This window comes from Thioalkalivibrio sp. AKL17 (assembly GCF_000377885.1).
GTDB lineage: Bacteria > Pseudomonadota > Gammaproteobacteria > Ectothiorhodospirales > Ectothiorhodospiraceae > Thioalkalivibrio > Thioalkalivibrio halophilus.
The window spans coordinates 50,681-74,677 of record NZ_KB898765.1 but is presented as its reverse complement, the minus strand read 5'-3'; the positions used below and the strand labels follow the sequence as shown (position 1 = coordinate 74,677).

21 protein-coding genes are annotated in these 23,997 nt (G+C 69.6%); 7 read left to right on the top strand and 14 right to left on the bottom strand.

The window, feature by feature from the left end:
* Genes D577_RS0103575 through D577_RS0103565 form a run of 3 tightly spaced genes read right to left on the bottom strand, consistent with a single transcriptional unit; the run spans position 1 to position 3,881 of the window.
* Positions 1-1,662 carry a Na/Pi cotransporter family protein gene (locus tag D577_RS0103575; protein ID WP_018946205.1) on the bottom strand — a complete coding sequence of 554 codons (1,662 nt, stop codon included), beginning with the start codon at positions 1,660-1,662 and terminating at the stop codon, positions 1-3.
* 57 nt (positions 1,663-1,719) lie between these two features.
* On the bottom strand, positions 1,720-3,117 hold the full coding sequence (locus D577_RS0103570) for an MBL fold metallo-hydrolase RNA specificity domain-containing protein (RefSeq protein ID WP_018946204.1): 1,398 nt from the start codon (positions 3,115-3,117) through the stop codon (positions 1,720-1,722).
* Positions 3,118-3,158: 41 nt separating this feature from the next.
* The gene (locus tag D577_RS0103565) at positions 3,159-3,881 is read right to left on the bottom strand and encodes a hypothetical protein (RefSeq protein WP_018946203.1); all 723 of its coding nucleotides are present in this window, start codon (positions 3,879-3,881) and stop codon (positions 3,159-3,161) included.
* Positions 3,882-3,951: 70 nt separating this feature from the next.
* Between D577_RS0103565 and D577_RS0103560 the strand changes: the two genes are divergently transcribed.
* The 5 genes from D577_RS0103560 to D577_RS0103540 all read left to right on the top strand — a co-directional run bounded on the left by D577_RS0103560 (position 3,952) and on the right by D577_RS0103540 (position 10,607).
* Complete coding sequence (locus D577_RS0103560) at positions 3,952-5,217, top strand: methyltransferase domain-containing protein (protein ID WP_018946202.1); 1,266 nt, start codon at positions 3,952-3,954, stop codon at positions 5,215-5,217.
* Between the two features lie 55 nt (positions 5,218-5,272).
* Entirely contained in the window at positions 5,273-7,681 is a 2,409-nt protein-coding gene (locus tag D577_RS0103555; protein WP_018946201.1) for a DNA translocase FtsK, read from the top strand.
* A 128-nt stretch (positions 7,682-7,809) separates the two neighbouring features.
* Complete coding sequence (lolA, locus tag D577_RS0103550; protein ID WP_018946200.1) at positions 7,810-8,433, top strand: outer membrane lipoprotein chaperone LolA; 624 nt, start codon at positions 7,810-7,812, stop codon at positions 8,431-8,433.
* Positions 8,434-8,462: 29 nt separating this feature from the next.
* Entirely contained in the window at positions 8,463-9,878 is a 1,416-nt protein-coding gene (locus tag D577_RS0103545; RefSeq protein WP_018946199.1) for a replication-associated recombination protein A, read from the top strand.
* A 39-nt stretch (positions 9,879-9,917) separates the two neighbouring features.
* On the top strand, positions 9,918-10,607 hold the full coding sequence (locus D577_RS0103540; protein ID WP_038036021.1) for a TVP38/TMEM64 family protein: 690 nt from the start codon (positions 9,918-9,920) through the stop codon (positions 10,605-10,607).
* Positions 10,608-10,629: 22 nt separating this feature from the next.
* On the opposite strand, the gene D577_RS0103535 is transcribed toward D577_RS0103540, so the two are convergent.
* The 3 genes from D577_RS0103535 to D577_RS0103525 form a co-directional block, all read right to left on the bottom strand.
* Positions 10,630-13,239, bottom strand: a complete 2,610-nt coding sequence (locus D577_RS0103535) for a bifunctional diguanylate cyclase/phosphodiesterase (RefSeq protein WP_018946197.1) — start codon at positions 13,237-13,239, stop codon at positions 10,630-10,632.
* 96 nt (positions 13,240-13,335) lie between these two features.
* The gene (locus tag D577_RS0103530) at positions 13,336-14,361 is read right to left on the bottom strand and encodes an alpha/beta fold hydrolase (RefSeq protein WP_018946196.1); all 1,026 of its coding nucleotides are present in this window, start codon (positions 14,359-14,361) and stop codon (positions 13,336-13,338) included.
* Positions 14,362-14,385: 24 nt separating this feature from the next.
* On the bottom strand, positions 14,386-15,192 hold the full coding sequence (locus D577_RS0103525) for a RibD family protein (protein WP_018871195.1): 807 nt from the start codon (positions 15,190-15,192) through the stop codon (positions 14,386-14,388).
* Between the two features lie 104 nt (positions 15,193-15,296).
* On the opposite strand from D577_RS0103525, the gene ribA reads away from it, so the two are divergent.
* Positions 15,297-16,442 carry a GTP cyclohydrolase II RibA gene (gene ribA, locus D577_RS0103520; RefSeq protein WP_018946195.1) on the top strand — a complete coding sequence of 382 codons (1,146 nt, stop codon included), beginning with the start codon at positions 15,297-15,299 and terminating at the stop codon, positions 16,440-16,442.
* Between the two features lie 18 nt (positions 16,443-16,460).
* Here ribA and D577_RS0103515 read toward each other — a convergent pair whose 3' ends face one another.
* The 7 genes from D577_RS0103515 to D577_RS0103485 all read right to left on the bottom strand — a co-directional run bounded on the left by D577_RS0103515 (position 16,461) and on the right by D577_RS0103485 (position 22,490).
* Positions 16,461-17,720: an adenosylhomocysteinase gene (locus tag D577_RS0103515; RefSeq protein WP_018946194.1), complete on the bottom strand. Its 1,260-nt coding sequence runs from the start codon at positions 17,718-17,720 to the stop codon at positions 16,461-16,463.
* Between the two features lie 64 nt (positions 17,721-17,784).
* Positions 17,785-18,399, bottom strand: coding sequence for a hypothetical protein (locus D577_RS0103510; protein WP_244263430.1), 615 nt, complete (start codon positions 18,397-18,399; stop codon positions 17,785-17,787).
* Positions 18,400-18,523: 124 nt separating this feature from the next.
* Positions 18,524-18,988 (bottom strand): glycine zipper 2TM domain-containing protein, encoded by a 465-nt coding sequence (locus tag D577_RS0103505; protein ID WP_018946192.1) that lies wholly within the window; start codon positions 18,986-18,988, stop codon positions 18,524-18,526.
* Positions 18,985-20,835 (bottom strand): DHH family phosphoesterase, encoded by a 1,851-nt coding sequence (locus tag D577_RS0103500; protein ID WP_018946191.1) that lies wholly within the window; start codon positions 20,833-20,835, stop codon positions 18,985-18,987. Before D577_RS0103500 ends, D577_RS0103505 begins: the two co-directional genes overlap by 4 nt.
* A 118-nt stretch (positions 20,836-20,953) precedes the next feature.
* On the bottom strand, positions 20,954-21,628 hold the full coding sequence (locus tag D577_RS0103495; protein WP_026288890.1) for a thioredoxin family protein: 675 nt from the start codon (positions 21,626-21,628) through the stop codon (positions 20,954-20,956).
* Positions 21,629-21,642: 14 nt separating this feature from the next.
* Complete coding sequence (locus D577_RS0103490; RefSeq protein ID WP_018871202.1) at positions 21,643-22,089, bottom strand: glycine cleavage system protein H; 447 nt, start codon at positions 22,087-22,089, stop codon at positions 21,643-21,645.
* 2 nt (positions 22,090-22,091) lie between these two features.
* Positions 22,092-22,490 carry a hypothetical protein gene (locus D577_RS0103485; protein ID WP_018946189.1) on the bottom strand — a complete coding sequence of 133 codons (399 nt, stop codon included), beginning with the start codon at positions 22,488-22,490 and terminating at the stop codon, positions 22,092-22,094.
* Positions 22,491-22,916: 426 nt separating this feature from the next.
* Between D577_RS0103485 and D577_RS0103480 the strand changes: the two genes are divergently transcribed.
* Positions 22,917-23,366: an Rrf2 family transcriptional regulator gene (locus D577_RS0103480; RefSeq protein WP_018946188.1), complete on the top strand. Its 450-nt coding sequence runs from the start codon at positions 22,917-22,919 to the stop codon at positions 23,364-23,366.
* Between the two features lie 79 nt (positions 23,367-23,445).
* On the opposite strand, the gene D577_RS0103475 is transcribed toward D577_RS0103480, so the two are convergent.
* Positions 23,446-23,877 (bottom strand): DsrE family protein, encoded by a 432-nt coding sequence (locus D577_RS0103475; protein WP_018946187.1) that lies wholly within the window; start codon positions 23,875-23,877, stop codon positions 23,446-23,448.
* Positions 23,878-23,997: the final 120 nt, after the last annotated feature.

Below are 23,997 nucleotides of genomic sequence, written 5' to 3'. Positions count from 1 at the left end.
TCAGCCCGGCCCGTTGCCGGCGAGGGCGTGCAGGGCGGTCCCGCGCTCGTGCGCCCGGGCCGCCTGGCCGGCCAGGCGGCGGGCGAGGCTGATGATGCGCAGCTGGCGGTCCATCTCCGCCATCGACAGTGCGCCGAAGGTGCCCTCGCGCAGCAGCGCCGCCTTGAGTTCCTGATAGGCGGCTTCAACGTCCTCCACCGCGCGGGATACCTCCTCCGCGGGTGTCCCGGCCGTCTCCTCGTCGCCCTCCAGGCGCGCCCAGTCCAGGGCGCGGATCACGCGGCCCTGCCAGGCGCGGCGCCGCGCGGTCATCTCCGCAGTGGTGTCGTCGCTGGCGCTGCGGCGAAGTTCGGCGATCTCGGCGGCGCGTGCGGCGATGTCCTGATGGTAGCGGGCGACACGCACCGCCTCGGCGATCCCTTCGGCCGTGGCGTCCGCCATCGACACCCGCCCGGCGCGGTTGGCGAACTCGCCGATGGCCTCCACCAGCCGCTCGACAACATCGAGTCGCTGGCGCAGCCCCGATTCGGCCGGCGGGGTCTCGCCGAGCGCGTCGCGCGCCATGCGGTAGGCCAGATCTCCGGCCCGGTCGACTTCCATGACGAGCGATTGCAGGGCCAGCTCCGGTACGCCTGCACTGCTGTCGTCCAGGTAGCGGGGCCGGGCCTCGTCCAGATCCGCGCCGCCGAAGTGGCGCTGCAGCCGCCGGATCATCGGGCCGGCCAGCGGGATCATCAGGATCACGCCCAGGACGTTGAACGCGGTATGGAACAGGGCCAGCAGCATGGCCGGAGCGGGAGCGGCCTCCGGTCCGCCCCAGATCCATTCGATGCCGGCCAGGAACCAGGGAAGCATCAACAGGGCGACGACAGCCGTCAGGCCGTTGAAGATGACATGGGCGGCGGCCACGCGCTTGGCGTTGGCGGTTGCGCCGATCACCACCAGCACCGCCTTGACCGTGGTCCCGAGGTTGGAGCCGATGACCGCGGCGGCGGCCGCCTCCAGCGGGATCGCGCCGCTCATGGCGGCGGTCAGGGCCATGGCCATGGCCGCCGACGAACTCTGCATGGCCAGCGTCAGCAGCATGCCTATGGCGACCATGATTACCAGGCCGAGGAAGCCGGGGCGGGCCAGTGCCCCCAGGTCCACGGTGTCGCCGAGGTCGACGAAGGTCGCCCGCAGCACGTCGATGCCCAGGAACAACAGGCCGAATCCGGCCAGCGCGAGGCCGAGGTAGCGCAGTCTGGGTCCGCGCATGATGATGAATACGAGCGCCCCGAGCCCGATGGCCGGGAGGGCAAAGGCCTCAATGCGGATCTCCAGCCCGAGGATGGACACCAGCCAGCCGGTCACGGTGGTGCCCACATTGGAGCCGAAGATGACCCAGACCGACTGGCCGAGGGTCAGCAGGCCCGCGTTGGCGAAGCCGATGATCGCCAGGGTGACGGCGCTGGAGGACTGCACCAGCGCGGTCACGCCCACGCCGGTGGCGAGTGCCCGGCTGCGGCTGCGGGTCCAGCTGCCGAGGATCCGGCGCAGGGCCTTGCCCCCGGCGGTGCGCAGACCGTCGGTGAGCAGGTGCATGCCCAGCAGGAACAGGCCCAGACCGCCGAGGAAGCCGGCGATCAGCGCCAGGGCGCCGGTGTCGGGAGCCCCGGTCATGGTTGTACCCCGGGGCCCGATCCCGAGCCCTTTTCCGGGCCCGGGATCGGGTGGCGGCTACAGCTCGATGGTGTCGCCATAGTCCGGGATGCGGGCGTCCAGGTCGCGTTCGCGCATTGCCTGCGCCAGGGCCTCGCGCGCGGCCGGTTCGCCGTGCACCAGATGGAAGACCGGTCGGTCGCGGAAGCCGGCGGCCCAGTCGACGAGCCGGGACTGGCCGGCGTGCGCGGAGAGCCCGCCCAGGGTATGCACATGGCCCTTCACCGCGATGTCGTCGCCGTGGATCTTCACTGAGCGGGCGCCGTCCACCAGCTGGCGGCCGAGGGTCCCGGCGGCCTGGAAACCGGCGATCACGAGATGCGTGCTGCGTCGTTCGAGGTTGTATTTGAGGTGGTGGCGGATACGGCCGCCGTTGCACATCCCGGCGCCGGCGATGATGATCGCGCCGCCGGAGATGCGGTTGATGGCCATGGATTCTTCCACCGTGCGGGTGAACTCCAGCGGCGGGAGGTATTCCCGCGGATTCCCGTTGGCCGCCTGATGCAGCCGCTCCAGGTCTTCCGAGTTCAGGGACTGGCGGCAGCGCGCGTACAGTTCGGTGACGCGGATTCCCATCGGGCTGTCGAGAAAGATCTTCTGCTGCGGCACCCGTCCGGCGTGGTGCAGCATGCCGAGGTGGTAGAGGATTTCCTGCGTGCGGCCCACGGCGAAGGCCGGGATCAGCACGTTGCCGCCATCGTCCCAGGCCTCCTGCAGGATCTGCGCGAATTCCTCGATGGTTTCTTCCAGCGGGCGGTGGTCACGGTCGCCGTAGGTGCTTTCCAGCAGTACGTGGTCGGCCTGCTCCGGGCGTGCGGGCTCGTTCATCAGCACCGACTCGGGGTTGCCGAGGTCGCCGGAGAAGAGCAGCCGCCGCTCGCGGCCGCCGGACGGCACCACCAGTTCGACGATGGCGGCACCCAGGATGTGCCCGGCGTCGTGGAAGGTCAGGCGCGACCCGTCTTCCAGGTGCCGGGGCTGGCCGTAGGAGACCGGCTCGCACAGTTCGAGCGTTGTCTCCACGTCCTGTTCGTCGTACAGCGGCTCCAGCAGCTCGCGGTCGTTGCGCGCGCGCCACTTGTTCTCCCATTCGATGTCCTTCGCCATCACGAAGGCCGAGTCGCGCAGCATGATGTCCAGCAGTTCCAGCGTCCCCGGCGTGCAGAAGATCGGGCCGCGGTAGCCGTCGCGCACCAGTTTCGGCAGCAGGCCCGAGTGGTCCAGATGGCCGTGCGAGAGGATCACGGCGTCGGTGTTCGCCGCCACCTCGGCCAGCGAGGCGCGATTGTGCTCGTCGGCGTCGCTGCCGCCCTGCTGCATGCCGCATTCGAGCAGGTAACGGGCGTGGTCGGTGTCGATGCGATAGCGCGAACCGGTGACCTCGCCGGTGGCGCCCTGAAAGGTAAGCTGTGCCATGCCGCGCAGTGTACCGGCTTTGGCGGGGCGGTCGCAGGGGGTCAGCGGTCGCCGTCTTCCAGCAGCCGCTCGATCTGCTCCGGTTTGAGCCCGGCCACTCCGCGCAGTGGCAGCACCAGCCCGAGGCCGCGTCCGTGCGCGGCGAGTCCCAGTTCGGTGTCCAGCGTGGTGCGCAGGCGTTCGCCGTGACCGGTCTCCAGGATCGCCAGCAGCAGGGTGCGGGCGCCCTCGTAGTGCAGGCTGAGGATGCGCGGATGGTGGTCGGTGGTGGCGTTGCGCGCATCCAGCAGGGTGAGTCCGGCGCCGCCGCCCCGGCGCACGATCTCCACCGCCGCATCGCGATCGGCGTCGGGGAACATCACCGCCAGCAGCGACAGCGGCAGTCCGGCGGCCGGCGGGGGCGGCGCGTGTCCGGGCGAGCCCGGGGCCTGCGGGCGGGCGCTGGCCATGTCCAGCAGGGCCTCGGTGTCGTCGGAGGCCTCCAGGGTAAAGGCCAGGCCGTTATAGGGCTGCAGCAGGTCGAGTTCCAGGTTCAGCCGCCGCGCGATGCGTTCACCGCGTGCTGGATCGGTCTTCCAGATGCACACCGATTCGAGTCCCTGGTAGGTCACGCCGAAAAAACGCATGTGCTCCGGAAAGCCGATGCCGAAGCCCTCGTGCAGCGACGGTTTCGGCGCGCCCTCCTCGGCGGCGATATGCACGGCGCGTTCCTCCAGATCGCCGGCAATCACGGCGACGAGCAGGACGGGTGAAGGCTCGGTCATGGCTCCCTCCGGGTGGCCGCGTACGGGCGGTTCGCCGCATGATAACGCAGGGGAACGAAAGGAGAACGGCATGCTGGATCCGTTTGTACCCGAGTCGAACATTGTCGAGATCCCGGCTGCCGGGCCATTGCCGGCGGGAGGGACGGCCGATATTGGCTGGACGCTGGACTGGAACAGCGACGAGGCCCGCCATCGCGAATGCCTGTGCCTCCCGCGCCTGGATCCCGAGCGGGATGTCTGGCCCGCCGGCAATGGTTCCGGCTTGATCGGAAGTTCGCCGGGCGAGGCCTGCGAGTGGTCGGCGGCGTCCCTGGTACCCGCGGCCGATCCCGCAAGGGTGGTGGAGCTGTCGCCGGCGGCCTTCAACCGGCGGTTGCGGCGCCACCGGGTGGTCGAGCCGCGGGCCGGAAGGTTCTATCCACGGGGGTTCATCGCGGGGCACGCCGGGATCGAGAAGGGCGATCGCGCGCTGTTTCGCGTGGGGGCCCTGGAAGAGGCCCGCCTGCTGGCGGACCTGAATCACCCCCTCGCGGGGCGCGAGCTGCGTCTGACCGGTCGGGTGCTGGCCGTACATCCCGAGGGCCGCGAGGGGGGCGCGGTCGACGTGACCGGGCGGCTGACCGAACGCGGGCCGGGGATGCAGGCGCGCTGGCGCGGGGTTCCGACGGATTTCTGGAGTGGCGGTGCCTGCGAGCGGGAGGGCCCGGAGGATGATGCGACGTTCTACGCCCGACCCCGCATGGTCCACCATCTGGATGCCACCGCGCGCGCCGGGGTCGCGGCACTGTACGCCGCGCTGGTGCCGCCGGGGGCACGGGTCCTCGATCTCATGGCGAGCTGGGCATCGCATCTGGACCGGGTTGCCCAACCGGAGGCCGTCATCGGTCTGGGCATGAACCGGGAAGAGCTGGCCGCCAACCCGGCGCTGAGCCAGGCCCTGGTGCAGGACCTGAATGCCTGTCCCCGTCTGCCATTCCCGGCGGACAGCCTGGACGTGGTGGTCTGTACCGCTTCGGTCGAATATCTGACCCGGCCCGGCGCGGTCTTTGCCTCGGTGCGGGAGGTGCTCCGCCCGGGTGGAGTGTTCGTGGTGACCTTCTCGGACCGCTGCTTCCCCACCAGGGCGATCGCGGTCTGGGAACGGCTGTTCGACTTCGAGCGCATGGGACTGGTGCTGGACCGGTTTCTGGAGGCGGGGTTCGTGGACCTGGCCACGTTCAGCCTGCGTGGCCTGCCGCGTCCGGCGGACGATCCCTACGCCGGACGTCTGGATCATGCCGATCCCGTTTTCGCGGTCTGGGGTACAAGTCCCCACGCGGGCACTCTGAACCGGTAAACTGCACCCTGATTCGAGATGCCCGCGCTGGCGGGCCGGCACCGACGGGGAGCGCATGGCCGCAAGCAAGGCCAAATCCACAGGCAAGGGGCAGAAATCCGGCCCGAAGACGGGGTCGAAGTCCGGTCAGGGCACGGACACGAGCAAGGGGCGCGGCCGCGCTGCGCAGACCGCGGAGGCGTCGACGCCGCCCACGCTCAGCGGGCAGCTGCTGCGCGGGCTGCGCGAAGGCGCGCTGCTGATCTTCGGCATGCTGGCGCTGTACCTGCTGATGGCCCTGGTGACCTATCACCCGGGGGACGCCGCCTGGTCCACCACCGGCGACGGCGACGGGACGCGCAACCTGGGCGGAACCACCGGGGCGTGGTTCGCCGACATCGCCTTTCACCTGCTGGGCCATCTGGCCTTCCTGATCCCGCTGGCGGTCGCCGGCATCGGCTGGTGGCTGTTCCGTCACCGGCGCGATGCGCGTATGGCCAGTGCCCTGGAGATCGGCGTGCGCGGCGCGGCCCTGGTGGTGGCGCTGATCGCCGGTTCGGCGCTGGCGGCCCTGCACCTGCTGCCGGGTGGCATGCCGGTGCATGCCGGGGGAATCCTGGGCGACCTGTTCGGGGGCTGGGCGGTCGCCGGGCTGGGGCTGGTCGGCGGCACGCTGGTGCTGCTGGCGCTGTTCCTTGCCGGGGTCACGCTGTTCACCGGGCTGTCGTGGTTTGCGCTGATGGATGGCCTGGGGCGTACGCTGGTGCGCGGCTGGGAGGCCGCAAGGGCGCGGCTGGAGCTGGCGCGTGACCGGCGTATCGGCAAGCAGCAGCGGGCCGGGCGCGAAGAGCGCGTGGAGAAGGAGCGCAAGCGCACCGCGGACCGTCCGCCGAAACGGGTGGAGCCGAAGGTCGAGACCCCGCCGCCCAGTCCGCGGGTGGAGAAGGAAAAGCAGGTGCCGCTGTTCACCGCGGGCGAGGGCGCCGATCCGATCCCCCCGCTGGGCCTGCTGGACGAACCCCCGGCGGCCTCCGAGGGGCATTCGGAAGAGGCCCTGCAGGCGTTGTCGCGCCAGGTGGAGCTCAAGCTGAAGGACTTCGGCGTGGAGGTCGAGGTGGTCGCGGTGCAGCCGGGGCCGGTGATCACCCGCTTCGAGCTGCAGCCGGCCCCGGGGGTCAAGGCTTCGCGCATCTCCGGGCTGTCCACCGACCTGGCGCGCTCGCTGTCGGTGATCGCGGTGCGCATCGTCGAGGTGATCCCCGGACGCTCCACGGTGGGTCTGGAGATCCCCAACGACAACCGCGAGATCGTCGCGCTCAGCGAGATCCTGCGCTCGGAGAAGTTCGACTCCGGCAAGTCGCCGCTGACCATGGCCCTCGGCAAGGACATCGGCGGCGCGCCGGTGATGGCCGATCTGGCGAAGATGCCGCATCTGCTGGTGGCCGGGACCACCGGCTCCGGCAAGTCGGTGGGCGTCAACGCGATGCTGCTGTCGCTGCTGTACAAGGCCACCCCGGAAGAGGTGCGGCTGATCCTGATTGACCCCAAGATGCTGGAGCTGTCGGTCTACGAGGGCATCCCGCATCTGCTGTGCCCGGTGGTCACCGACATGAAGGACGCCTCCAACGCCCTGCGCTGGGCGGTGGGCGAGATGGAACGGCGCTACAAGCTGATGTCGGCCCTGGGGGTGCGCAACATCGGCGGTTACAACAAGAAGGTGCGCGACGCGCGCGCCGCCGGCGAGCCGCTGAAGGATCCGCTGTTCGATCCGGCGCAGTCGGTGACCGCGACCGAGGCCCCGGAGCTGGAGCCGCTGCCGTTCATCGTGATCGTGGTCGACGAGTTCGCCGACATGATGATGGTGGTGGGCAAGAAGGTGGAGGAGCTGATCGCGCGGCTCGCGCAGAAGGCGCGTGCCGCCGGGCTGCACCTGATCCTCGCCACCCAGCGGCCGTCGGTGGACGTGATCACCGGCCTGATCAAGGCCAACATCCCCAGCCGCATCGCCTTCCAGGTGTCGTCGCGGGTGGATTCGCGCACCATCCTTGACCAGATGGGGGCGGAGCACCTGCTGGGGCATGGCGACATGCTCTACCTGCCACCGGGCAAAGCGATGCCGGAGCGCGTGCACGGGGCCTTCGTGGGCGACAATGAGGTGCACCAGGTGGTGGAGTACCTCAAGTCCACCGGCGAACCCGACTACAACGAGGCGATCCTCGACGAGCCGGAGGCCGGCGCGGCGGCGATTCCCGGGCTGGAATCGGGTGACGGGAACGAATCGGAGTCGGATCCGCTCTATGACCAGGCGGTGCAGATCGTCACCGAGTCGCGCAAGGCCTCCATTTCCTACGTACAGCGACGGCTGAAGATCGGCTACAACCGCGCCGCGCGGATCGTGGAGGACATGGAGACCGCCGGACTGGTCAGCCCGGTGCAGTCCAACGGCAATCGCGAGGTGCTGGTGCCCGATCGCTCGAACGAGTGAGGTGCACGGCCTCGTTCACCGCGGATTAAGCTGTCGCCGCGCAATCTGTTGATCCGAGTTTCCCTGACGGAGATCGCATGAACCCGCGTCCCCCGAGTTTTGATGTTCGCCCGCTACGCGGGTCTTCCATGTTCCCCGGCCTGGTGGCGGCGTTGCTGCTCCTGTTCGCGGCTCCGGCGGGCGCGGCCGATGATGCCCGCCTGGCGCTGGAACGTTTCATGGCCGGCCTGGAGACGTTCTCCGCGGAGTTCACCCAGACGGTCAGTGACGAGACCGGCTTCACCCTGCAGGAATCCGAAGGGGTGATGCATCTGGGGCTTCCCGACCGGCTGTACTGGGAGGTGCGCGAGCCGTTCCCGCAGGTGGTGGTGTCCGATGGCCGTGAACTGTGGACGTTCGAACCGGATCTGGCGCAGGCTACGGTGCGCCCGCTGGGCGACGCGCTGGAGGCCACGCCGATCGCCGCCATCAGCCAGCCGGATCGGCTGGAAGAGCACTTTCGCACGCTGATCCTGCCGGTGCCGGATGGCGAGGCCCTGCGGCTGCTGCTGCTGCCGCGCGACGAGCATGCGGACTTTGTGCGCATGATGCTGGATCTGACCCCGGACGGCGACCTGGTGCGCATGCAGTTCGAGGACCTGTTCGGGCAGGTCACCGACGTGCGTTTCAGCGCCAGCGAGCGCAACCCGGAGCTGGATCCGGACACCTTCCGCTTCGAGGTGCCCGACGGGGCCGACGTCTACCGGCCCTGACCCGTTCCCGGCGGGGTTACAATTCCGGCATGAGTGACGACCTGTTCGACAACGACCTGTTCGGGGACGATCCCGCCGGCGGCCCGGAGGCCGACCCGCCGGCCCAGCCGTCATCGCAGTCCGCAGCTGCGGTAACGACCGTGGATCCCGCCGCCCCGCTGGCCGAGCGCATGCGCCCGGCGCGGCTGGACGAGATGGTGGGGCAGGACCACCTGGTGGGCGCGGATGCCGCGCTGCGCCGCGCGATCGAAAGCGGTCAGACCCCGTCGATGATCCTGTGGGGGCCGCCCGGCTGTGGCAAGACCACGCTGGCGCGGCTGGTGGCCGAGGCCGGTGCCCAGCGGCTGGTGACGCTGTCGGCGGTGCTGGCCGGGGTGAAAGACGTGCGCGCGGTGGTGGATGCGGCGAAGACCCGGCGGCGCAATGGCGTTGGCACGCTGCTGTTCATCGACGAGATCCACCGCTTCAACAAGGGGCAGCAGGACGCGCTGCTGCCGCATATCGAGGACGGTACGCTCACGTTCGTGGGTGCCACCACCGAGAACCCGTCGTTTGCGCTGAACAGCGCGCTGCTGTCGCGCGCCCGGGTGTACCGCATGGAATCGGTGGGGGAGGCGGCGATCGAGGACCTGATCGGGCGCGCCCTGGCGGACGCGGAGCGCGGTCTGGGCGGTCGCGGGCTGAGCCTGGCCGACGAAGAACGCCGGCGCCTGGCGGGGGCGGCCGACGGCGATGCCCGGCGCGCCCTGAACTGGCTGGAAACCGCCTCGGACCTGGCGAGTGACGGGGTGATCACCGGCGAGGCTCTGCGCGCGGTGATGGGGGCCCAGTCGCTGGCCATGGATCGCCAGGGCGATGCGTTTTACGACCAGATCTCGGCCCTGCACAAATCGGTGCGGGGTTCCGATCCCGACGGGGCGCTGTACTGGCTGGTGCGCATGCTGGATGCCGGCTGCGACCCGGACTATCTCGGCCGGCGCCTGTTGCGCATGGCCTACGAGGACATCGGCCTGGGCGCGGTGGGGCTGGGCCAGCGGGTGCTGGCGGCGTGGCAGACCATGGAGCGCCTCGGCCGCCCGGAGGGCGACCTGGCCCTGGTACAGGCGGCGGTGGAGCTGGCCGGGGCCCCCAAGAGTAACAGCACCTATGCGGCCCTCGGACAGGCGCGGGCGGCGATCGCGGAGACCGGCAGCCCGGAGGTGCCGCTGCATCTGCGCAACGCCCCCACCGAACTGATGCGTCAGGAAGGCTTTGGTGCGGGCTATCGCTACGACCACGACGAGCCCGACGGGGTGGCCCGCGGCCAGACCTATCTGCCGGAACCGCTGCTGGACCGGCGGTTCTACACGCCGAAACGGGCCGGCACCGAACGGGTGCTGGCGGAGCGGCTGGATGCCCTGCGGGGCGATGGTCGGGATGACGGCTCCGGGGACGTCGGGGTGTAGCCGGATGCCCGGACCGCGCATGGCAACGACACCGCGATGATGAATCCGCGACCCTCGCGCCGCTGGCTGCCGGTGGCGGCGATCCTGCTCCTGCTGACCCTGGCCTGGCTGCTGTTCACCGGGGAGGTCCGTCCGCAGGATCTGCGGCTGGAGGACCTGGAGCACTGGCTGGCGGGGTTCGGCGTGCTGGCCCCGCTGGTGTTCACGCTGGCGTTCGTGGTCCTGGCCCTGCTTCCGTTGCCGAGTACCGCCTGGATTCTGCTGGCGGGGGCGCTGTTCGGGCCCCTGTACGGGGGGCTTCTGAGCCTGCTGGCGGCGACCCTGGCCGGGGTGATCGCCTTCTGGGCGTCGCGGTATTTTCTTTATCCGTGGGTGACGCCGCGCCTCGGGCCGCGCGGACGCCGCCTGTGTGCCGACGTGCGCGAGGAAGGGTGGCGCGTGGTGGCGCTGACCCGACTGGTCCCGGTGTTTCCCTACGCGCCCACCAATGTGGTCCTGGGCGTGACCGGCATCCCGGTGGGCGTGTTTGCCCTCACCACCGTCATCACGCTGATCCCCAGCCTGTTCGCCTACGCCTGGCTGGGGCACAGTGCACGCGAGGCGGTGAACGGGGCCGAGGGGCGGGTGCAGCTGGGCCTCGCCGTGCTGGCGGTGATCGCCATGACCCTGCTGCTGCCGCGCTTCGTGCGCCGCCTGTGGCAGGGTCAGCGGGGTGCGCCGGAGGCCTGATCCGCCCTCGGGCCGGGTGGTTTCAGTCCGTGCCGGTGGCCTCCAGGCCGGGCCGCCGCGGGGTAAAGCCGGTGTCGGGATAGCCGAGGTGATAACCCTGAGCGTAGTCGATGCCGATCTCGCGTACGGCCTCCAGGACCTCCGCGTCTTCCACGAATTCGGCGATGGTGCGCATTTGCAGGTCGCGGGCCAGCGCCGCGATGCTGTTGACGAAGGCGCGGTCACGCGCGTCGCGGGCCATGTTGCGCACGAAGTCTCCCTCGATCTTCACGTAGTCGATGGGGAAGCGCTTGAGATAGTGGAACGACGAAAAGCCCGAGCCGAAGTCGTCCACCGCGAACAGGAAGCCCTGTTCCTTCAGTGCCTGCACGAAGGTCTCCAGTACGTTCAGGTTGGAGACGGTGTCGCGCTCGGTGATCTCGAACACGATACGCGTCGGGTCGATGCGGAAATCGGTTGCCAGGGTGCGCACCTTGCCGATGAATTCGCCGATGATCAGCGCGCGCGGCGACAGGTTGATGAACAGCAACCCGTCGTAACCGGTCTCGTGGATGTGGCGGAAGGCCTGCTCGATCAGCAGGTAGTCGAGCTGGTGCATCACGCCCATGCTCTCGGCGGTCTCGATGAACTCGTTGGCCGGCAGCAGCCTGCCGCTGGATTCGATGCGCATCAGCAGCTCGTGGATGGCGGTTTCGCCGGAGCGGACATCCACGATGGGCTGGAACACCGGCACGATGCGCTTTTCCTCCAGGGCCTGCATGATCATCATCCCGGTCTCGCCGGCCTCGCGGAACACTTTCGCCACCTCGTCCTCGTCGGGCAGGCAGACTGCGTTTTTCCCTTCGCGTTTGGCCTTGTACATCATGTTGTCGGCCACCAGGAATACGTCGCGGGTGCTGTCGCCGTGTTCGGGGTAGACCGCGATGCCGATGCAGGTGGTGGCGCGCACCCGGGTGCCGTCGGGGGCGGTCAGGACCAGGTCGTCGGTGGCCTCGGTCATCCGCACCGCCAGTTCGTGCGCGGCTTCGGCGCCCGTCTCGGGCAGGATCAGGGCGAATTCGTCGCCCCCGTAGCGCGCCAGGATGTGCTCGTTTTCCACCGCGTTGCGGATAGTGTCGGCATACGCCTGCAGGAACCGGTCGCCGAAGGAATGCCCGTAGCGGTCGTTGATGGTCTTGAAGTTGTCGAGGTCGACGACCATCACCGCGAACGGGTAGTCGTGACTGGCGGCCCGCTTGAGCTCGTAACCGAACAGTTCCCAGAACACCCGCTGGTTGTAGAGGTTGGTCAGCGGGTCGCGGGTGGCGTAGTACTCGAGGTCCTGGGTGTACTTGTAGATCGCCTTCACCGAGCCGACCAGGTTCAGCAGGGTCGACAGGATGCTCTCGATCACCACGTGCCGGACCGGATCGCGCACCAGATCGGACTGCACGCCGATGCCGACCACGCCGCCGATGCGCGGGGTCTCCAGCATCAGGGACTTGGTCGCCAGTTCGATCTCGCTGGCGTCCAGCTCGTGCAGGTCGGTGTGCGGATCCGCCACGTTGTGTTGCACGGTGATCCGAGCACCCTCGACGAAGTCGTCGTTCGCGCGGATGCGCCGGGTTGCCAGCTTCTCGAAGGTGCGGCGGGTGGCCTCCGGCGGTTCACTGCGCCAGAAGATCTCCAGTTCGTAGTGGTCCTCGTCCGCCTTGAACAGCGTGAACAGGGTGTAGGCGTCGATGATGGTGTTGATCTCGTTGAGCAGCACGCTGATGTATTCGCGCCAGTCCCGCACCACGTCGGAGGTGATAATGAACTTGTCCAGCAGCTTCAGTTCGAATTCCAGGATCTCCTTGTCTACCGCCACGCCGTGCAGCTTGTGCACCAGCTCGTCGACCTGGCGCACGACCTGATCCAGCTCGACGAATCCGGTGCTGATGGATCGCGTCTCCAGGCGGTTGAGATCGCGCACCGAATTGATGCTGCGCACCTGGTTCTGAAAGCGGCGTACCGAGCGGCTGATCGGCCCGGTCGCCCAGGCGGCCAGCAGGACCGCGGCCAGCAGCGTGCCGGCGCCGGTGGCGAGGAAGGTCCACAGGTGCTGCCCGCGGGCGTCCACCAGGGCCTCGCCCATGTCCTGGCGGACCTCCATCACGCCCAGCACGTCGCCGGTGTCGGCATTGCCGTGGCACTGCAGGCAGGCCTGGCGGGCACGCAGGGGAAAGGTGTAGCGGACCTCCTCGTTGGCCGAGGAGCTTTCGATCTCCCCGGTTTCAAACGCCCGCCGCACCCGGGCGTCGCGTTCCGGCTGTTCCACCTCGCCGTAGACCTCGGACACCTTGTCGCCGCGGAACAGGTCGAGTCGCAGCGGTGTGCCCTGGAAGGACTCCTCGATCCCGGCCGAGAATTCCTCGAGCTCCTCGCGGGTCCAGCCCTCGCTCATGATCTGGAACATGGACGCGAAGGTCTGATGGGCGATCCCGCTCGCGGTCTCTTCGGCCTGCCGGGTCATGGTCCGTTCGTAGATGAGCGAGGACGTGACGCCCGCAGTCACGAACACCAGCAGGGCGACCCCCATGATGGCGGTCACGATGAAATGGCGCAGGCGCAGGGTGCGGCGTGGCTGAACCGGCTCGGAAGGCTTCGGCATGCAGTCCTCTGAGGGAGCTTTTCGGATGAACGGGTGTGGCGATCCCGTCAAACCCTGCACTTTGCGGGGGAAGAGGCGGCCAGGTTGTGAGCTGGATCAAGGTTTTTCGGAGAGAATGCGATCGGCGATGTTCCCGGCCGGGCCGATCTCGCCGTGGGGAAGGTCGCCGTCGGGGTCGAGGATCCACGCGGTGATATCCGCGTGGGTCTGTCGTGCCCCGGAATAGCGGGTGAGCAGGTGGTAGCCCTCGGGATAGAACACCGCCCGGTGCCCGGGTCCGCCTTCGGCCAGCGTGCGCAACAGGTCCGCCACCGGTTCCGGCGGGATCAGGTCGTCGCGGCCGCCGTAGAGCACCAGGCTCGGAGGTGGCAGGTCCGGGGCGGCGGCACGTGCGCGGTCCATCAGGGTGGTGAGGCCGTCCAGGCTGTCCATCCGGGCATTGGCACGTACCCAGGGGTCGCGCCGCAGGCCGGCGGCCACCACCGGGTCGTCGGTAGGGCGAATATCGAGGTGCGCGGCGTCTTCCGGGGACAGCCGCAGGCCCGGGAACAGCCGGGTGGAGGTCCACAGGGCCATCCGCTGATACCAGGGCAGGGCATCGCGTGCCCAGACGGCCGGGGCGATCAGGACCGTTCCGGCGACCGGCGGTGCCGGCTCGCCGGTGACCGCCAGGGTCGCCACCGCCGCCCCCATGCTCTTGCCGACCATAAGCGGGCGCAGGTCCGCGTAACGTTCGTCCAGGGCGTGGAGCAGGGCGCGGGCGTCGGCGGCCAGGGTCGCGTGGCCGGCCCAGTACCCGGCCGAGTCGGTGCGGCCGAAACCGCGCTGGTCCGGGGCGTAGACCGCAATGCCGCTGGCGGCCAGCGGCCGTGCAAGGGCGTGCATGCTGCCGCCGTAGTCATTGAAACCGTGCAGGGCCAGGATCACCCGTTCGGGCTCGCGCGGACCCCAGCGGCGCAGTGGCAGTTCGGTTCCGTCGGGCATCCGGGCCAGACCCTGTTCCAGCCGCGCGGGCTCGGGATTCTCGGTGGCCGGTGCGGGAAGGCCGGCGGGCGTGGCGGCGCAGCCACCGAGCAGCAGGCCGAACAGCAGTGCCGGGATGAGGCGGGCGAGGCGAGTCATGCGCGCTCCGGAGGCGGGCGGGGGTCAGGGCTTGCTGCGCAAGTCCAGGTCATAGAGGTTGTCGCCGCCCAGCCGGAACTCGCGAAACGGTGGCCGCAGCGCCCGCGACAGCGAGTCGATCGGGGGCAGGGTGATACCCGGGCGGCCGGAGCCGATGATCATCGGGGCGATGGTGAGATGCAGGCGATCCAGGGTGTCCGCGGCCAGGAAACGCGAGACGGTACGCCCGCCGCCCTCCACCAGCAGGCGGTTCAGGCCGCGTGCCTCGAGGTGGTCGCGCACCCGGCGGGGGGCAAAGCGTTCGCGCTGTTCGCCGTCGGCCATGACCGTCTCGACGGGCAGCTCCGCGCGTTCCACGTGGGCCGGCAGGTGATCGGGGGCATGCCCGGGCTTGTGCAGGACCAGGGTGGTCGGCCCGCCGGCCGCGAACACCTTGTGATCGGCCGCGAGGCGGCCTTCGGGGTCCAGCACCACGCGCAGCGGATTGCGGCCCTCGACCTCGCGCACCGTCAGCTGCGGGTCGTCGCTGGCCACGGTGCCGGCGCCCACCACGATGGCATCCACCAGGGCCCGCAGTCGGTGCAGGTGGCGGATGTCCTCCGGTCCGGTCACGTACTGGGAGTGCCCGGTATGCGTGGCGATCCGTCCGTCGAGGCTCTGTCCCAGCTGGCCGATGGCGATGGTGTCGGGTTCGAGGATCGGGCCGTAGAGGTCCAGGACCTCGTGCGCGGCCGGGGCCAGCGGGCCCGGCAGTGGCTGGCAGGCCGCATTGTCACAGCGGGTCAGCAGCCATCGCCAGGCCCGCGCTTCGGTGATGATTTCTTCGCTCATGGCTTCTCCCCGAGCAGGGTTTGGGGACGGCGGCGGGGCAGTTGGGGTAGTCTGACCGTTCGAGGAGCTAACTTCATCAACCCGACTCCGTATGGAAGTACCCGATGCACAACGCCGATCGCGGGATCTTTGACCTTCGCCGGGGCCATCCGATTCGTGTCAGCGGTTCCGGAACGGATGTCCTTGCAGCGGCCGTCGAGGGCCTGACACCGGGACAGCTCGATCGTCTGACCGTGATGACCGGCGGACGGCCCCGTCTGATTCTAACCCCCCACCGGGCGTCGGCAATGGGCTGGCCGCAACCGCTGGAAGAAGGCTGGGAAGGCGTGGCGCTGCAGCCGACCGGCACGGTGGATCCGGAATCGCTGTTTGTCCTCGCCAGCGCGCCCGAAGGCTCCGATGATGCCAGTTCCGCCGCCCGCCTGCTGGAAGGCGCGGTGCTCCAGCGCGCCGGCGAGAGCGAGGCCGCCGCGCTGGAGCTGGTTCGTGCCGGTCGGCTGCTGCCGGCGGTGGTGACGTCGTCCATCCCCGATCCGGAGCCCGAGGCGATCGCCTCCGCAGTGGCCGACGGCATGCTGCTGGACGTGGACGCCGCGCAGGCGCGCGAGGTGGCCGAGCATCCGCGCCTGGAGCTGGCCCATGTCAGCGAGGCCCCGGTACCGCTGGCGGACGCTCCGGTGACCCGGTTCATGCTGTTTCGCGAGGGCAACGGGATCCAGGAACACGTGGCGGTGGTGATCGGCGAGCCGAGCCGCTGGCCGGACCCGGTGCCGGTGCGCCTGCATTCGGCCTGCCTGACGGGCGACCTGTTCGGCAGCCTGCGTTGCGACTGCGGGGATCAGCTGCGTCGCGGGGTCAAGATGATCAACGACAGCGGCGGCGGGGTGCTGCTGTATCTCGCCCAGGAAGGGCGCGGGATCGGCCTGGCCAACAAGCTGCGTGCCTACACCATGCAGCACGCCGGGATGGACACCATCGACTCCGACTGCCAGCTCGGCTTCGGTGCCGACGGGCGCCGCTACGAGGCGGCGGTGGAGATGCTGGAGTTCCTCGGGATCGACCGTGTGCGCGTGCTGACCAACAATCCTGCCAAGATCGACGCCCTGCGTGCCGGCGGGATCGAAGTGGCGTCGCGCGAGCCGGTGCATGGCACCGTCAACCCGCACAACCTGCGCTATCTCAGCACCAAGGCGGACCGCGGCGGGCACTGGCTGGAAGAACTGCTCGCCGCGGAGGCCAGCCGCGGCTAGCCTCCACGCGGGACGGGCTCAGGCGCCCTTGATCTGATCGTCGCGCCAGGCGTCGAGGAAGCGCTGCTGCGACTCGGTCAGGGTGTCGAGGCCGATGCCCAGGGTCTCCAGCTTGAGTTCGGCCACCTCGCGGTCGACCTCATCGGGGACCGGATGCACGCCGGGCTCCAGCCCCGCCGCGCGCTCGACCAGGTGGCAGGCGGCGACGATCTGCATGGCAAAGGTCTGATCCATCACCTCGGCCGGGTGGCCCATGGCGGTGGGCGTGGCCAGATTCACCAGCCGCCCCTCGCAGACCAGATGCAGGCGGCGGCCGTCGGCCAGGCGATACTCCATGATGCCCGGCCGCGCTTCGTGCGGCGGCTCGACGCTCAGTCCCGCCAGCGCCTCGGCGTCGATCTCCACGTTGAAGTGGCCGGCGTTGGCCAGCAGCGCACCGTCGGGCATCGCCTCGAAGTGCTCGGCGCGGATCACGTCGCGGTTGCCGGTGGTGGTGATGAAGATCTCGCCCCAGGCGGCGGCCTCCAGCATCGGCATGACCTCGAAGCCGGCCATGTGGGCGCGCAGCGCCTGGCGCGGCTCGATCTCGGTGATCGCTACCCGGGCCCCCAGTGCCCGCGCCTTGCCGGCGATGCCGAGACCGCAGTCACCAAAGCCGGCTACCACCACCTTCTTCCCGGCCAGCAGCAGATTGGTGGTCAGCAGCAGGTTGGTGAGCGAGGACTCGCCGGTGCCGTGGATGTTGTCGAACTCGTGCTTCATCGGTGTGTTGTTCACCGCATAGGCGGGGAACGGCAGGGCGTCGGCGCGCGCCATCGCCTGCAGCCGCTGCACGCCGGTGGTGGTCTGCTCGCACATGCCGATGAAGTCGTCGAGCAGCGCCGGGCGCTGGTGGACCAGGCGCGCGGTCAGTTCGGCCGCGTCGTCGAGGATGAAGCGCGGGGCATGATCCAGGGCCTGCAGGTGCAGGGCTTCCAGCTCTTCCTCGGAGACCCCGCGCCGGGCGTAGCCGGTGATGCCGTCCTGCTCGTTGAGGGCGGCGACCACGTCGTCCTGGCTGGAGCCCGGCTCGCTGCCGGTGAACACCACCTCGGCGCCGGCGGTGGCTAGGGTCTCGACGAACACGCCCGTCTTGGCCTCCACATGGGAGCAGACACCCAGGGTAATGCCGGCCAGCGGCCGGCTCCGGCCGAGGCGTTCGCGCAGGGCGGCGTGCACCGGCATGTGCTCCCGTGCCCAGGCAAGTTTCTGGCGACCCTGTTCGACGTCCGCGGCCATGATGTCCTCCCGTGAATGCGAAAGCCGGGAGTGTGCCGCGCCCCGGTGGGGACGTCCACCGTCGTCAGAGCAGGGCGACCACCAGGATGGCCGCCAGGCCCAGGGCGAGAAGGCCGAGCATGACCACGGGCGAGGCCCCCGCGGCACGCTGCGCCGGCCGGCCCGCACGACCCTTGAAGGTCATTGCCAGGGCATGCGAGGCCGCATCGAGATGAGCATGCAGTTCCGCGTGCAGCCGCCGCGACCGTTCTTCATCGAGGGGTTCGAGAATCCGGCCGTCGATCCGTGCCCGGCCGTTGTCGAAGCCGACGGTCACGATATCCACCGGCCAGTGGCGTTCGGCGCGGAACAGGTCGACCAGCGCGGTCTGCGCGCTGGGGCTGGTCCTGAGGGCCTCGTGATCCGCTGCAGAGGCGGCGCTAATGCGCACACGCCGGGTCAGCCGTGAATCCGGCAGGGGGCGTTCCAGCGGCCCCAGCAACGGGCGCAGCAGGCGCTGCCACCAGCGCCGGCGCCGGAGGGTCAGACGAAGGTCCGGCGGGGCGTCCTGCTCGATCCGGAGCAGGTCGCCGGACGCGGTCACCTGCGACGGGGTCCCGGGGGGGGCGCCCGGTGCGGGCCCGGGCAGGTCCGCGCGCAGGGGGTCGGGGTGCCCGGGCGGATGCATGGGTGAATGCATGGGTGAAGGTCCCTCCGATTCAGCATCTTGGCCAGACCTTGAGGGAATTCACACGGTGGAACAATACACCAATGGGCCATTCCGTTAGCCGGGCGTGAAACCGCGCGGCCCGCGCCGCGTCGGGCTACTGCATGACCCAGTTGCCGTAGACATCGCGGCAGGCGGTGCCGGTGATGGTCTCCGCTTCGCCGTCGATGGTTGCCAGGACTTCGTATTCGCGGCACGGGCGGCCGTCGCGTTCATAGGTACGTTTCGGCGTCGCCCGGTACTGCTGTCCGGTGTTGGGATTGCGCCACTCCCGGGTTTCGCGGTCGGGGGCGGTCTCCAGGGTCTGCTGCACGCGCATGCGGTCGACTTCGTCCATGGAGCGGCCGATGGCACCGCCAATGGCCGCACCGGCCAGGGTCCCGACGATGGTGGCGGCCATCTGCCCGCGGCCGCCGCCGATCTGGCTGCCGATGACGCCCCCGGCAGCACCGCCGATGACCGCGCCAGTCTGTTCGCGGGTGGGTGGATGGGTGCAGGCGGCCAGGGCCAGGGCGGTGCCGCCGACGATGGTGACGATGAGGGACTGGCGAACGAAGTTCATGGTTTTCTCCCCACGGCCGCCGACCGCGCCGCGTGAATGCGGACCTGCAGCCTTGACGTGCCGTTGTAATGGTTCCATTCAGGAGACCCCGCAAGCTGTATCCGGGTTCCCGGCGGCCACGGATCCCGTGCATCCGGTTCCAGCGCATTGAACCAGATCCCCTGCAGGTCGCCATCGGCCGTCTCCAGGCGCAGCCGCAGATGGCGTCCGTCGCCCATCCGGCGCAGGCCGTGCAGCTCGCCTTCCCAGACGAACACCGGGCGCGGGAAACCGCGACCCCAGGGGGCGAGGGCGTCGATCTGCTCGAGGGTCCCGGCCACCAGGGCACGCGGGGACGGGCCCTCGCCATCGATCTCCAGTACCGGCCCGGGTGTCCAGCCGTGCTCGCGCTGGCTGTCGGCACAGGCCCGTTCCCACGCATGGGCCAGGCGTTCGCGGTCGGCGCGGGCCAGCGTCAGGCCGCCCGCCTGCGCGTGGCCGCCGTGTTTCTCCAGCAGGTCGGGTTCGGCGGCGGCCATGGCCGCGAATGCATCGGCGACATGGAACCCGGGCACCCCGCGCGCGGAGCCGGTCACCCGCCGGTCGCACTCCCACACCGGCGACACGCAGAGCACCGGCAGCCCCCGGGCCTCGACCATGCGCGAGGCGATGATGCCGTGTACCCCCGGGTGGCCGTCGGGCAGCCACAGGCACAGACCCGAGACCCCGCGGGCGGCGGCCCGGGCGGCCTCCTCGCGGGCACGCACGGTGAGCTCGCGCTCGATGCGGCGCCGGTTTTGGTTCTCTTCGTCCAGCAGGGACCACCAGTGTTCGGCCTCCGCCTCATCCTCGGCCAGCAGAAAACGGACCCCGGCCATCGCCTCGTCCAGGCGGCCGCGGGCGTTGATGCGCGGCCCCAGGCCGAAGGCCAGGTCGGATTCGTCCAGCGGGCGCTCCCCGCCGGTGAGCCGCCGCGCCGCGACCCGCCAGCAGGGGCGGGTGTCGTCGGCGTTCATGCGCCGCAGGCCCTGATGGACCACCACCCGGTTGTTGAGGCTGTCGCCCAGCGTCACGCAGTCGGCCACGGTGCCCGCGGCCACTTCGGCCAGCAGGTCGATCAGCAGCGTGCGTCCGGCGGGGTCCTCACGTCCGGTGTCCTGCTGGCGCAGGCGGTGGACGCGCATCAGCAGCAGCCAGGCCACCATGCAGCCGGCGATCGCGGGGTCGCCATAGCGGCTGTCGCTGCGCGCCGGACTGACGCAGGCCAGTGCCGAGGCGGGCACGCCGTCCGCCGGGATTACGTGATGATCGGTGACGATGGTGTCGATGCCGGCGGCCCGCAGGCGGGCGATGCGCGCCTCGTCGCCGGAGCCGTTGTCGGCGGTGATCACCAGATCGGGCCGGGGGCGGGCGGCGAGGATGCGCTCGGCCAGGGCGTCGGACAGGCCGTAGCCCTCGCGCAGCCGGTGGCCGATCCAGGACTGCAGACGCGCCTCCGGGTGGCCCAGTACCCGGGTCAGGCCGCGATACAAAAGCGCGTGACTGGTGACCCCGTCGACGTCGTGGTCAGTTTCCAGGGCCACGGTCTCGCCGGCCTCCAGCGACCGCAGGATGCGCCGCGCCGCCGTATCCAGATCGGGCAGGGCGTCGGGGGGTGTCAGGGCGCGCAGCGGGCGTTCGACAAAGCCGGCCCGCAGGACATCCGGGTCGGTCTCGCTCACCCGGGCGGCGATCAGGCGGGCCTGCAGCGGGGTCAGTCCGGCCGCGCGCGCCGCGGCCTCCACGTCCGGGTCCGGCCGGCGCCGGACCCAGGCCGGCTCCGGCGGGGGCGCAAGGTTCTGATCAGGCAGGGGATCCGTGCTGGACATCGGGGCACCGCGACCGTGGGTCGTCGGGAAACGGGCGCACAGGATAGAGGGCGCGGCGTCTGCCGAGAAGTGTCCCGTCCGCGGGCAGGGCAACGCCCGTCCCGGGCAGCGCGGTCCGTCAGTGGTCGGACGCCGCCGCGGGCCACAGGGCCGGCCACAGGCGCAGGGTCAGCAGCGCCAGCCCGGCCGTGGCGAGGGCGATCCCGGTGGCGGCCAGTGCCGGGCCGACGAGCCAGCCGCCGATGGCGGTGACGGCTGCCCCGGCGTTGAGCAGGCCCCACTGGGTCCAGGACCACGGGCCCGCGCGCACCGGCCGCTCCATGAACCGCGGGATCATGTGTTCCGCCAGTCCGGCGATGAACGGGGTCACGAACCCGAGCAGGAAGACATGCAGTGCACCCGGCCACGGCCCGTCGGCTGGCAGCAGGCCGCCGTGCAGGGCCAGCAGGCCCCCGGCGATCGCCAGCCATACGACCGCGGACAGCAGATGGGCGCGGCTGGCCGGCGCCAGGGCGATGCCCACCGGCGTCGAGTGGCCGCTGCGCTCGGGCGTGCCGGCCACGATTTCGCGCGCCTCCTCCGGACTCTGCACACCGACCCCGCGCAGTTCGCCGTCCACGACCAGTGCGGGGACGGTCTTCAGGCGCAGCCGCTGGACCAGTTCGCGGCCTTCGGGCGTGCCCATGTCCACCACGCTGAAGTCGAACTCGCGTTCGGCCGCGATCCGGCTCCACACGGCCTCGGCCGAATCGCAGGAGGGGCACCACTGAGAGACCAGAAGCTGTACGCGCATGCGTGCCTCCGGGATCAGTCGGCGCAGCGCATGCACTGGACGCCGTAACGTTCGATCCACTGTTCCAGCGACTCGCGGGCCCGCTCCCCGGTGTACAGGTGCTCGCGCGCGGTCTCCGGGTCGTCCGGGCGCAGGCGCAGCAGCCAGGCCTCGTCGTAGGGTGCACGGTTCACCAGGTCGGGCTGTGCGGTCACCGCGGCATTCACCTCCTCGATGGTGCCGTCGAACGGTGCGGGCACTCCGCCGGCCCATTTGCCGGATTCCAGCCGTGCCAGTGTCTTGCCGCGCCTGCGGTGGGTGCCGGGGCGCTTGAACGTGGTGTACTGCAGGCGCCCGGCCATGGTCTGCGCCGGGTCGGTCAGCCCCAGGGTAAAACTGCCGTCGGCCTCTTCGCGGGCCCACAGGTAATCCAGATCGTAGTAGAGATCCTCGGGGATCTCGCAGCCGCGATATTCGCTCATGATCAGGCCTCCCCGGGACCGCGCCGGCGCACCGTGAGCAGGATGTTGAGGGTGAACAGCAGCATGGCCGCCCAGGTCAGCAGGCCCCCCGCGAGCAGGATCTCGCGGCTGCCGGCCAGCCAGCCGGCGGCCATCGCCGGCAGACCGGCGTTGGCCAGCACGAACTGGGCATCGGCGGTGCGCTCGGAAAACAGGTTGCGTCCCGAAAAGCGGGGCAGGGCATGGAGGCCGATCCCGTAGATCATCATGGTGACGAAGCCCAGCAGCATCAGGTGGGCATGCAGGCGCACCGCATCGCCGGTGATCGTGCCCGGCGCCAGCAGCCAGAGGACGGCCACCCCGCCACCGAGCAGGGCATAGACGAGAGCGATGGTGATGAACAGACGGTTGCGTGCAAGCATCCTGCGTCTCTAGAAGATGTAAAATAAATACATCATCAGTGTATTGTAGATTGGCGTCAAGCAGATCATAAAACCGTTTCGTCGGTTTTTTGATTGATTAATAAAGGGTAGTCTGTTTGCAGGTTCATCAGGGTCCGCGGCTTCGTCTTAATGACCGGGGAGTGTTCGCATGCTTGAACGCGAGAGTCGCGAGATCACTCGTTCGAGCTGGTGCCGGAAGACAGCGAGCCGGTTCCCGGGCATCGGCCGGGGCCGTATGTCTCGGTACGGCTGGAGCTGCCCGACGAGGGTAATGTCACCGGAGGCGACGGGCGCGGTATTCGACGCGTGCCGCCGGGTACGGGGCATGATAAATTAGTCGAAGCTAATACAAGGGCCGGCCCCGGCGTTGCGCGCGGGCCGGCCTTTCTGCAAGAGGTCGGTGCCATGCAGCTTACCCGCCATACGGACTATGCGCTGCGCGTGCTTCTGTTCGTGGCCGTGCAGCCCGAGGGTGGCCGCACCACGGTCTCGGAGATCAGCGAGCGCTTCGAGGTCCCGCGCAACCACATGGTGAAGATCGTCCACCGCCTGGGGCGGCTCGGTTACCTGGCCAACCGGCGTGGCAAGGGCGGCGGGATCTGGCTGGCGGTGGCGCCCGAGGAGATCAACCTGGGCGAGGTGGTGCGCAACATGGAGCCCACGCTGGACGTGATCGACTGCACCCGGCCATGGTGCCCGGTCGCGCCGGCCTGCCGCCTCAAGCCCCTGCTCGACGAGGCGCGCGACGCCTTTCTCGCCGTGCTCGACCGCTACACCCTCGCCGACATCGTTCGCAACGAAGCCCGTCTGCGAACCCTGCTGCAGATCGAACCGCACGCTCCCGACGCCGGCTGAGCCGACCCGCCCATAAAAAAGGGCCCTCCGGATGGAGGGCCCTCTGGCGTCTGCCCGGATTGGCCGGGCAGCGTGCGGCTTAGTTGGAGAAGTAGCGCACGTTGGGGTCGGCCATGTAGGCGCCCACGTCTTCCGGGTCGGCCGGGGTGACGCCGTCGATCAGGTCTTCCTCGGTGTAGTCGGTATTCGGCAGGAAGATGGCGCAGGTCTCGACCTTCGCCCCGTTGTTGATCAGGTTCATCAGCAGCTGCTGGGCGTTGCGGTCGGCGGGCTGCATGGTCGGGCCGTCAAAGTCGTTGGTCGCCATCTTGGCGGCCGGGCCGCACAGCAGCACGCGCACTTCCTGACCCTGACCCATGGCCTGGTTGCTCAGCACCATCGACATGAACTGGGTGTGGCTGTCACCGGAGGTGAGGCTGGAGAACATCTTCGAGGGTTCGTCGGCCTGAACGGCGCTGGCGCCGGCAAAGGTCAGGACGGCGGCGGCAGCGAGGGTCTTCATGGTACGCATGGGGTACGTCTCCCGTTTGGGTGGTATGTAAGCGTTTTCGAATGTAGTTTAATGCTTATATGGAATGCAAATCAGACTGCGTCCATATGTCGATTGCGTCGCATCGGGTGATTCGTTGTT

Excerpts from the sequence above, each read along its gene's own strand:
- D577_RS0103575 (WP_018946205.1), bottom strand. The coding sequence starts at position 1,662 with ATGACCGGGGCTCCCGACACCGGCGCCCTGGCGCTGATCGCCGGCTTC.
- D577_RS0103540 (WP_038036021.1), top strand. The coding sequence starts at position 9,918 with ATGAATCCGCGACCCTCGCGCCGCTGGCTGCCGGTGGCGGCGATCCTG.
- D577_RS0103530 (WP_018946196.1), bottom strand. The coding sequence starts at position 14,361 with ATGACTCGCCTCGCCCGCCTCATCCCGGCACTGCTGTTCGGCCTGCTG.
- D577_RS0103475 (WP_018946187.1), bottom strand. The coding sequence starts at position 23,877 with ATGCGTACCATGAAGACCCTCGCTGCCGCCGCCGTCCTGACCTTTGCC.
- D577_RS0103500 (WP_018946191.1), bottom strand. The coding sequence starts at position 20,835 with ATGTCCAGCACGGATCCCCTGCCTGATCAGAACCTTGCGCCCCCGCCG.
- D577_RS0103545 (WP_018946199.1), top strand. The coding sequence starts at position 8,463 with ATGAGTGACGACCTGTTCGACAACGACCTGTTCGGGGACGATCCCGCC.
- D577_RS0103480 (WP_018946188.1), top strand. The coding sequence starts at position 22,917 with ATGCAGCTTACCCGCCATACGGACTATGCGCTGCGCGTGCTTCTGTTC.
- D577_RS0103505 (WP_018946192.1), bottom strand. The coding sequence starts at position 18,988 with ATGAACTTCGTTCGCCAGTCCCTCATCGTCACCATCGTCGGCGGCACC.
- D577_RS0103560 (WP_018946202.1), top strand. The coding sequence starts at position 3,952 with ATGCTGGATCCGTTTGTACCCGAGTCGAACATTGTCGAGATCCCGGCT.
- lolA (WP_018946200.1), top strand. The coding sequence starts at position 7,810 with ATGTTCCCCGGCCTGGTGGCGGCGTTGCTGCTCCTGTTCGCGGCTCCG.
- ribA (WP_018946195.1), top strand. The coding sequence starts at position 15,297 with ATGCACAACGCCGATCGCGGGATCTTTGACCTTCGCCGGGGCCATCCG.
- D577_RS0103565 (WP_018946203.1), bottom strand. The coding sequence starts at position 3,881 with ATGACCGAGCCTTCACCCGTCCTGCTCGTCGCCGTGATTGCCGGCGAT.
- D577_RS0103510 (WP_244263430.1), bottom strand. The coding sequence starts at position 18,399 with ATGCATTCACCCATGCATCCGCCCGGGCACCCCGACCCCCTGCGCGCG.
- D577_RS0103490 (WP_018871202.1), bottom strand. The coding sequence starts at position 22,089 with ATGAGCGAATATCGCGGCTGCGAGATCCCCGAGGATCTCTACTACGAT.
- D577_RS0103570 (WP_018946204.1), bottom strand. The coding sequence starts at position 3,117 with ATGGCACAGCTTACCTTTCAGGGCGCCACCGGCGAGGTCACCGGTTCG.
- D577_RS0103495 (WP_026288890.1), bottom strand. The coding sequence starts at position 21,628 with ATGCGCGTACAGCTTCTGGTCTCTCAGTGGTGCCCCTCCTGCGATTCG.
- D577_RS0103525 (WP_018871195.1), bottom strand. The coding sequence starts at position 15,192 with ATGAGCGAAGAAATCATCACCGAAGCGCGGGCCTGGCGATGGCTGCTG.
- D577_RS0103515 (WP_018946194.1), bottom strand. The coding sequence starts at position 17,720 with ATGGCCGCGGACGTCGAACAGGGTCGCCAGAAACTTGCCTGGGCACGG.
- D577_RS0103485 (WP_018946189.1), bottom strand. The coding sequence starts at position 22,490 with ATGCTTGCACGCAACCGTCTGTTCATCACCATCGCTCTCGTCTATGCC.
- D577_RS0103535 (WP_018946197.1), bottom strand. The coding sequence starts at position 13,239 with ATGCCGAAGCCTTCCGAGCCGGTTCAGCCACGCCGCACCCTGCGCCTG.
- D577_RS0103555 (WP_018946201.1), top strand. The coding sequence starts at position 5,273 with ATGGCCGCAAGCAAGGCCAAATCCACAGGCAAGGGGCAGAAATCCGGC.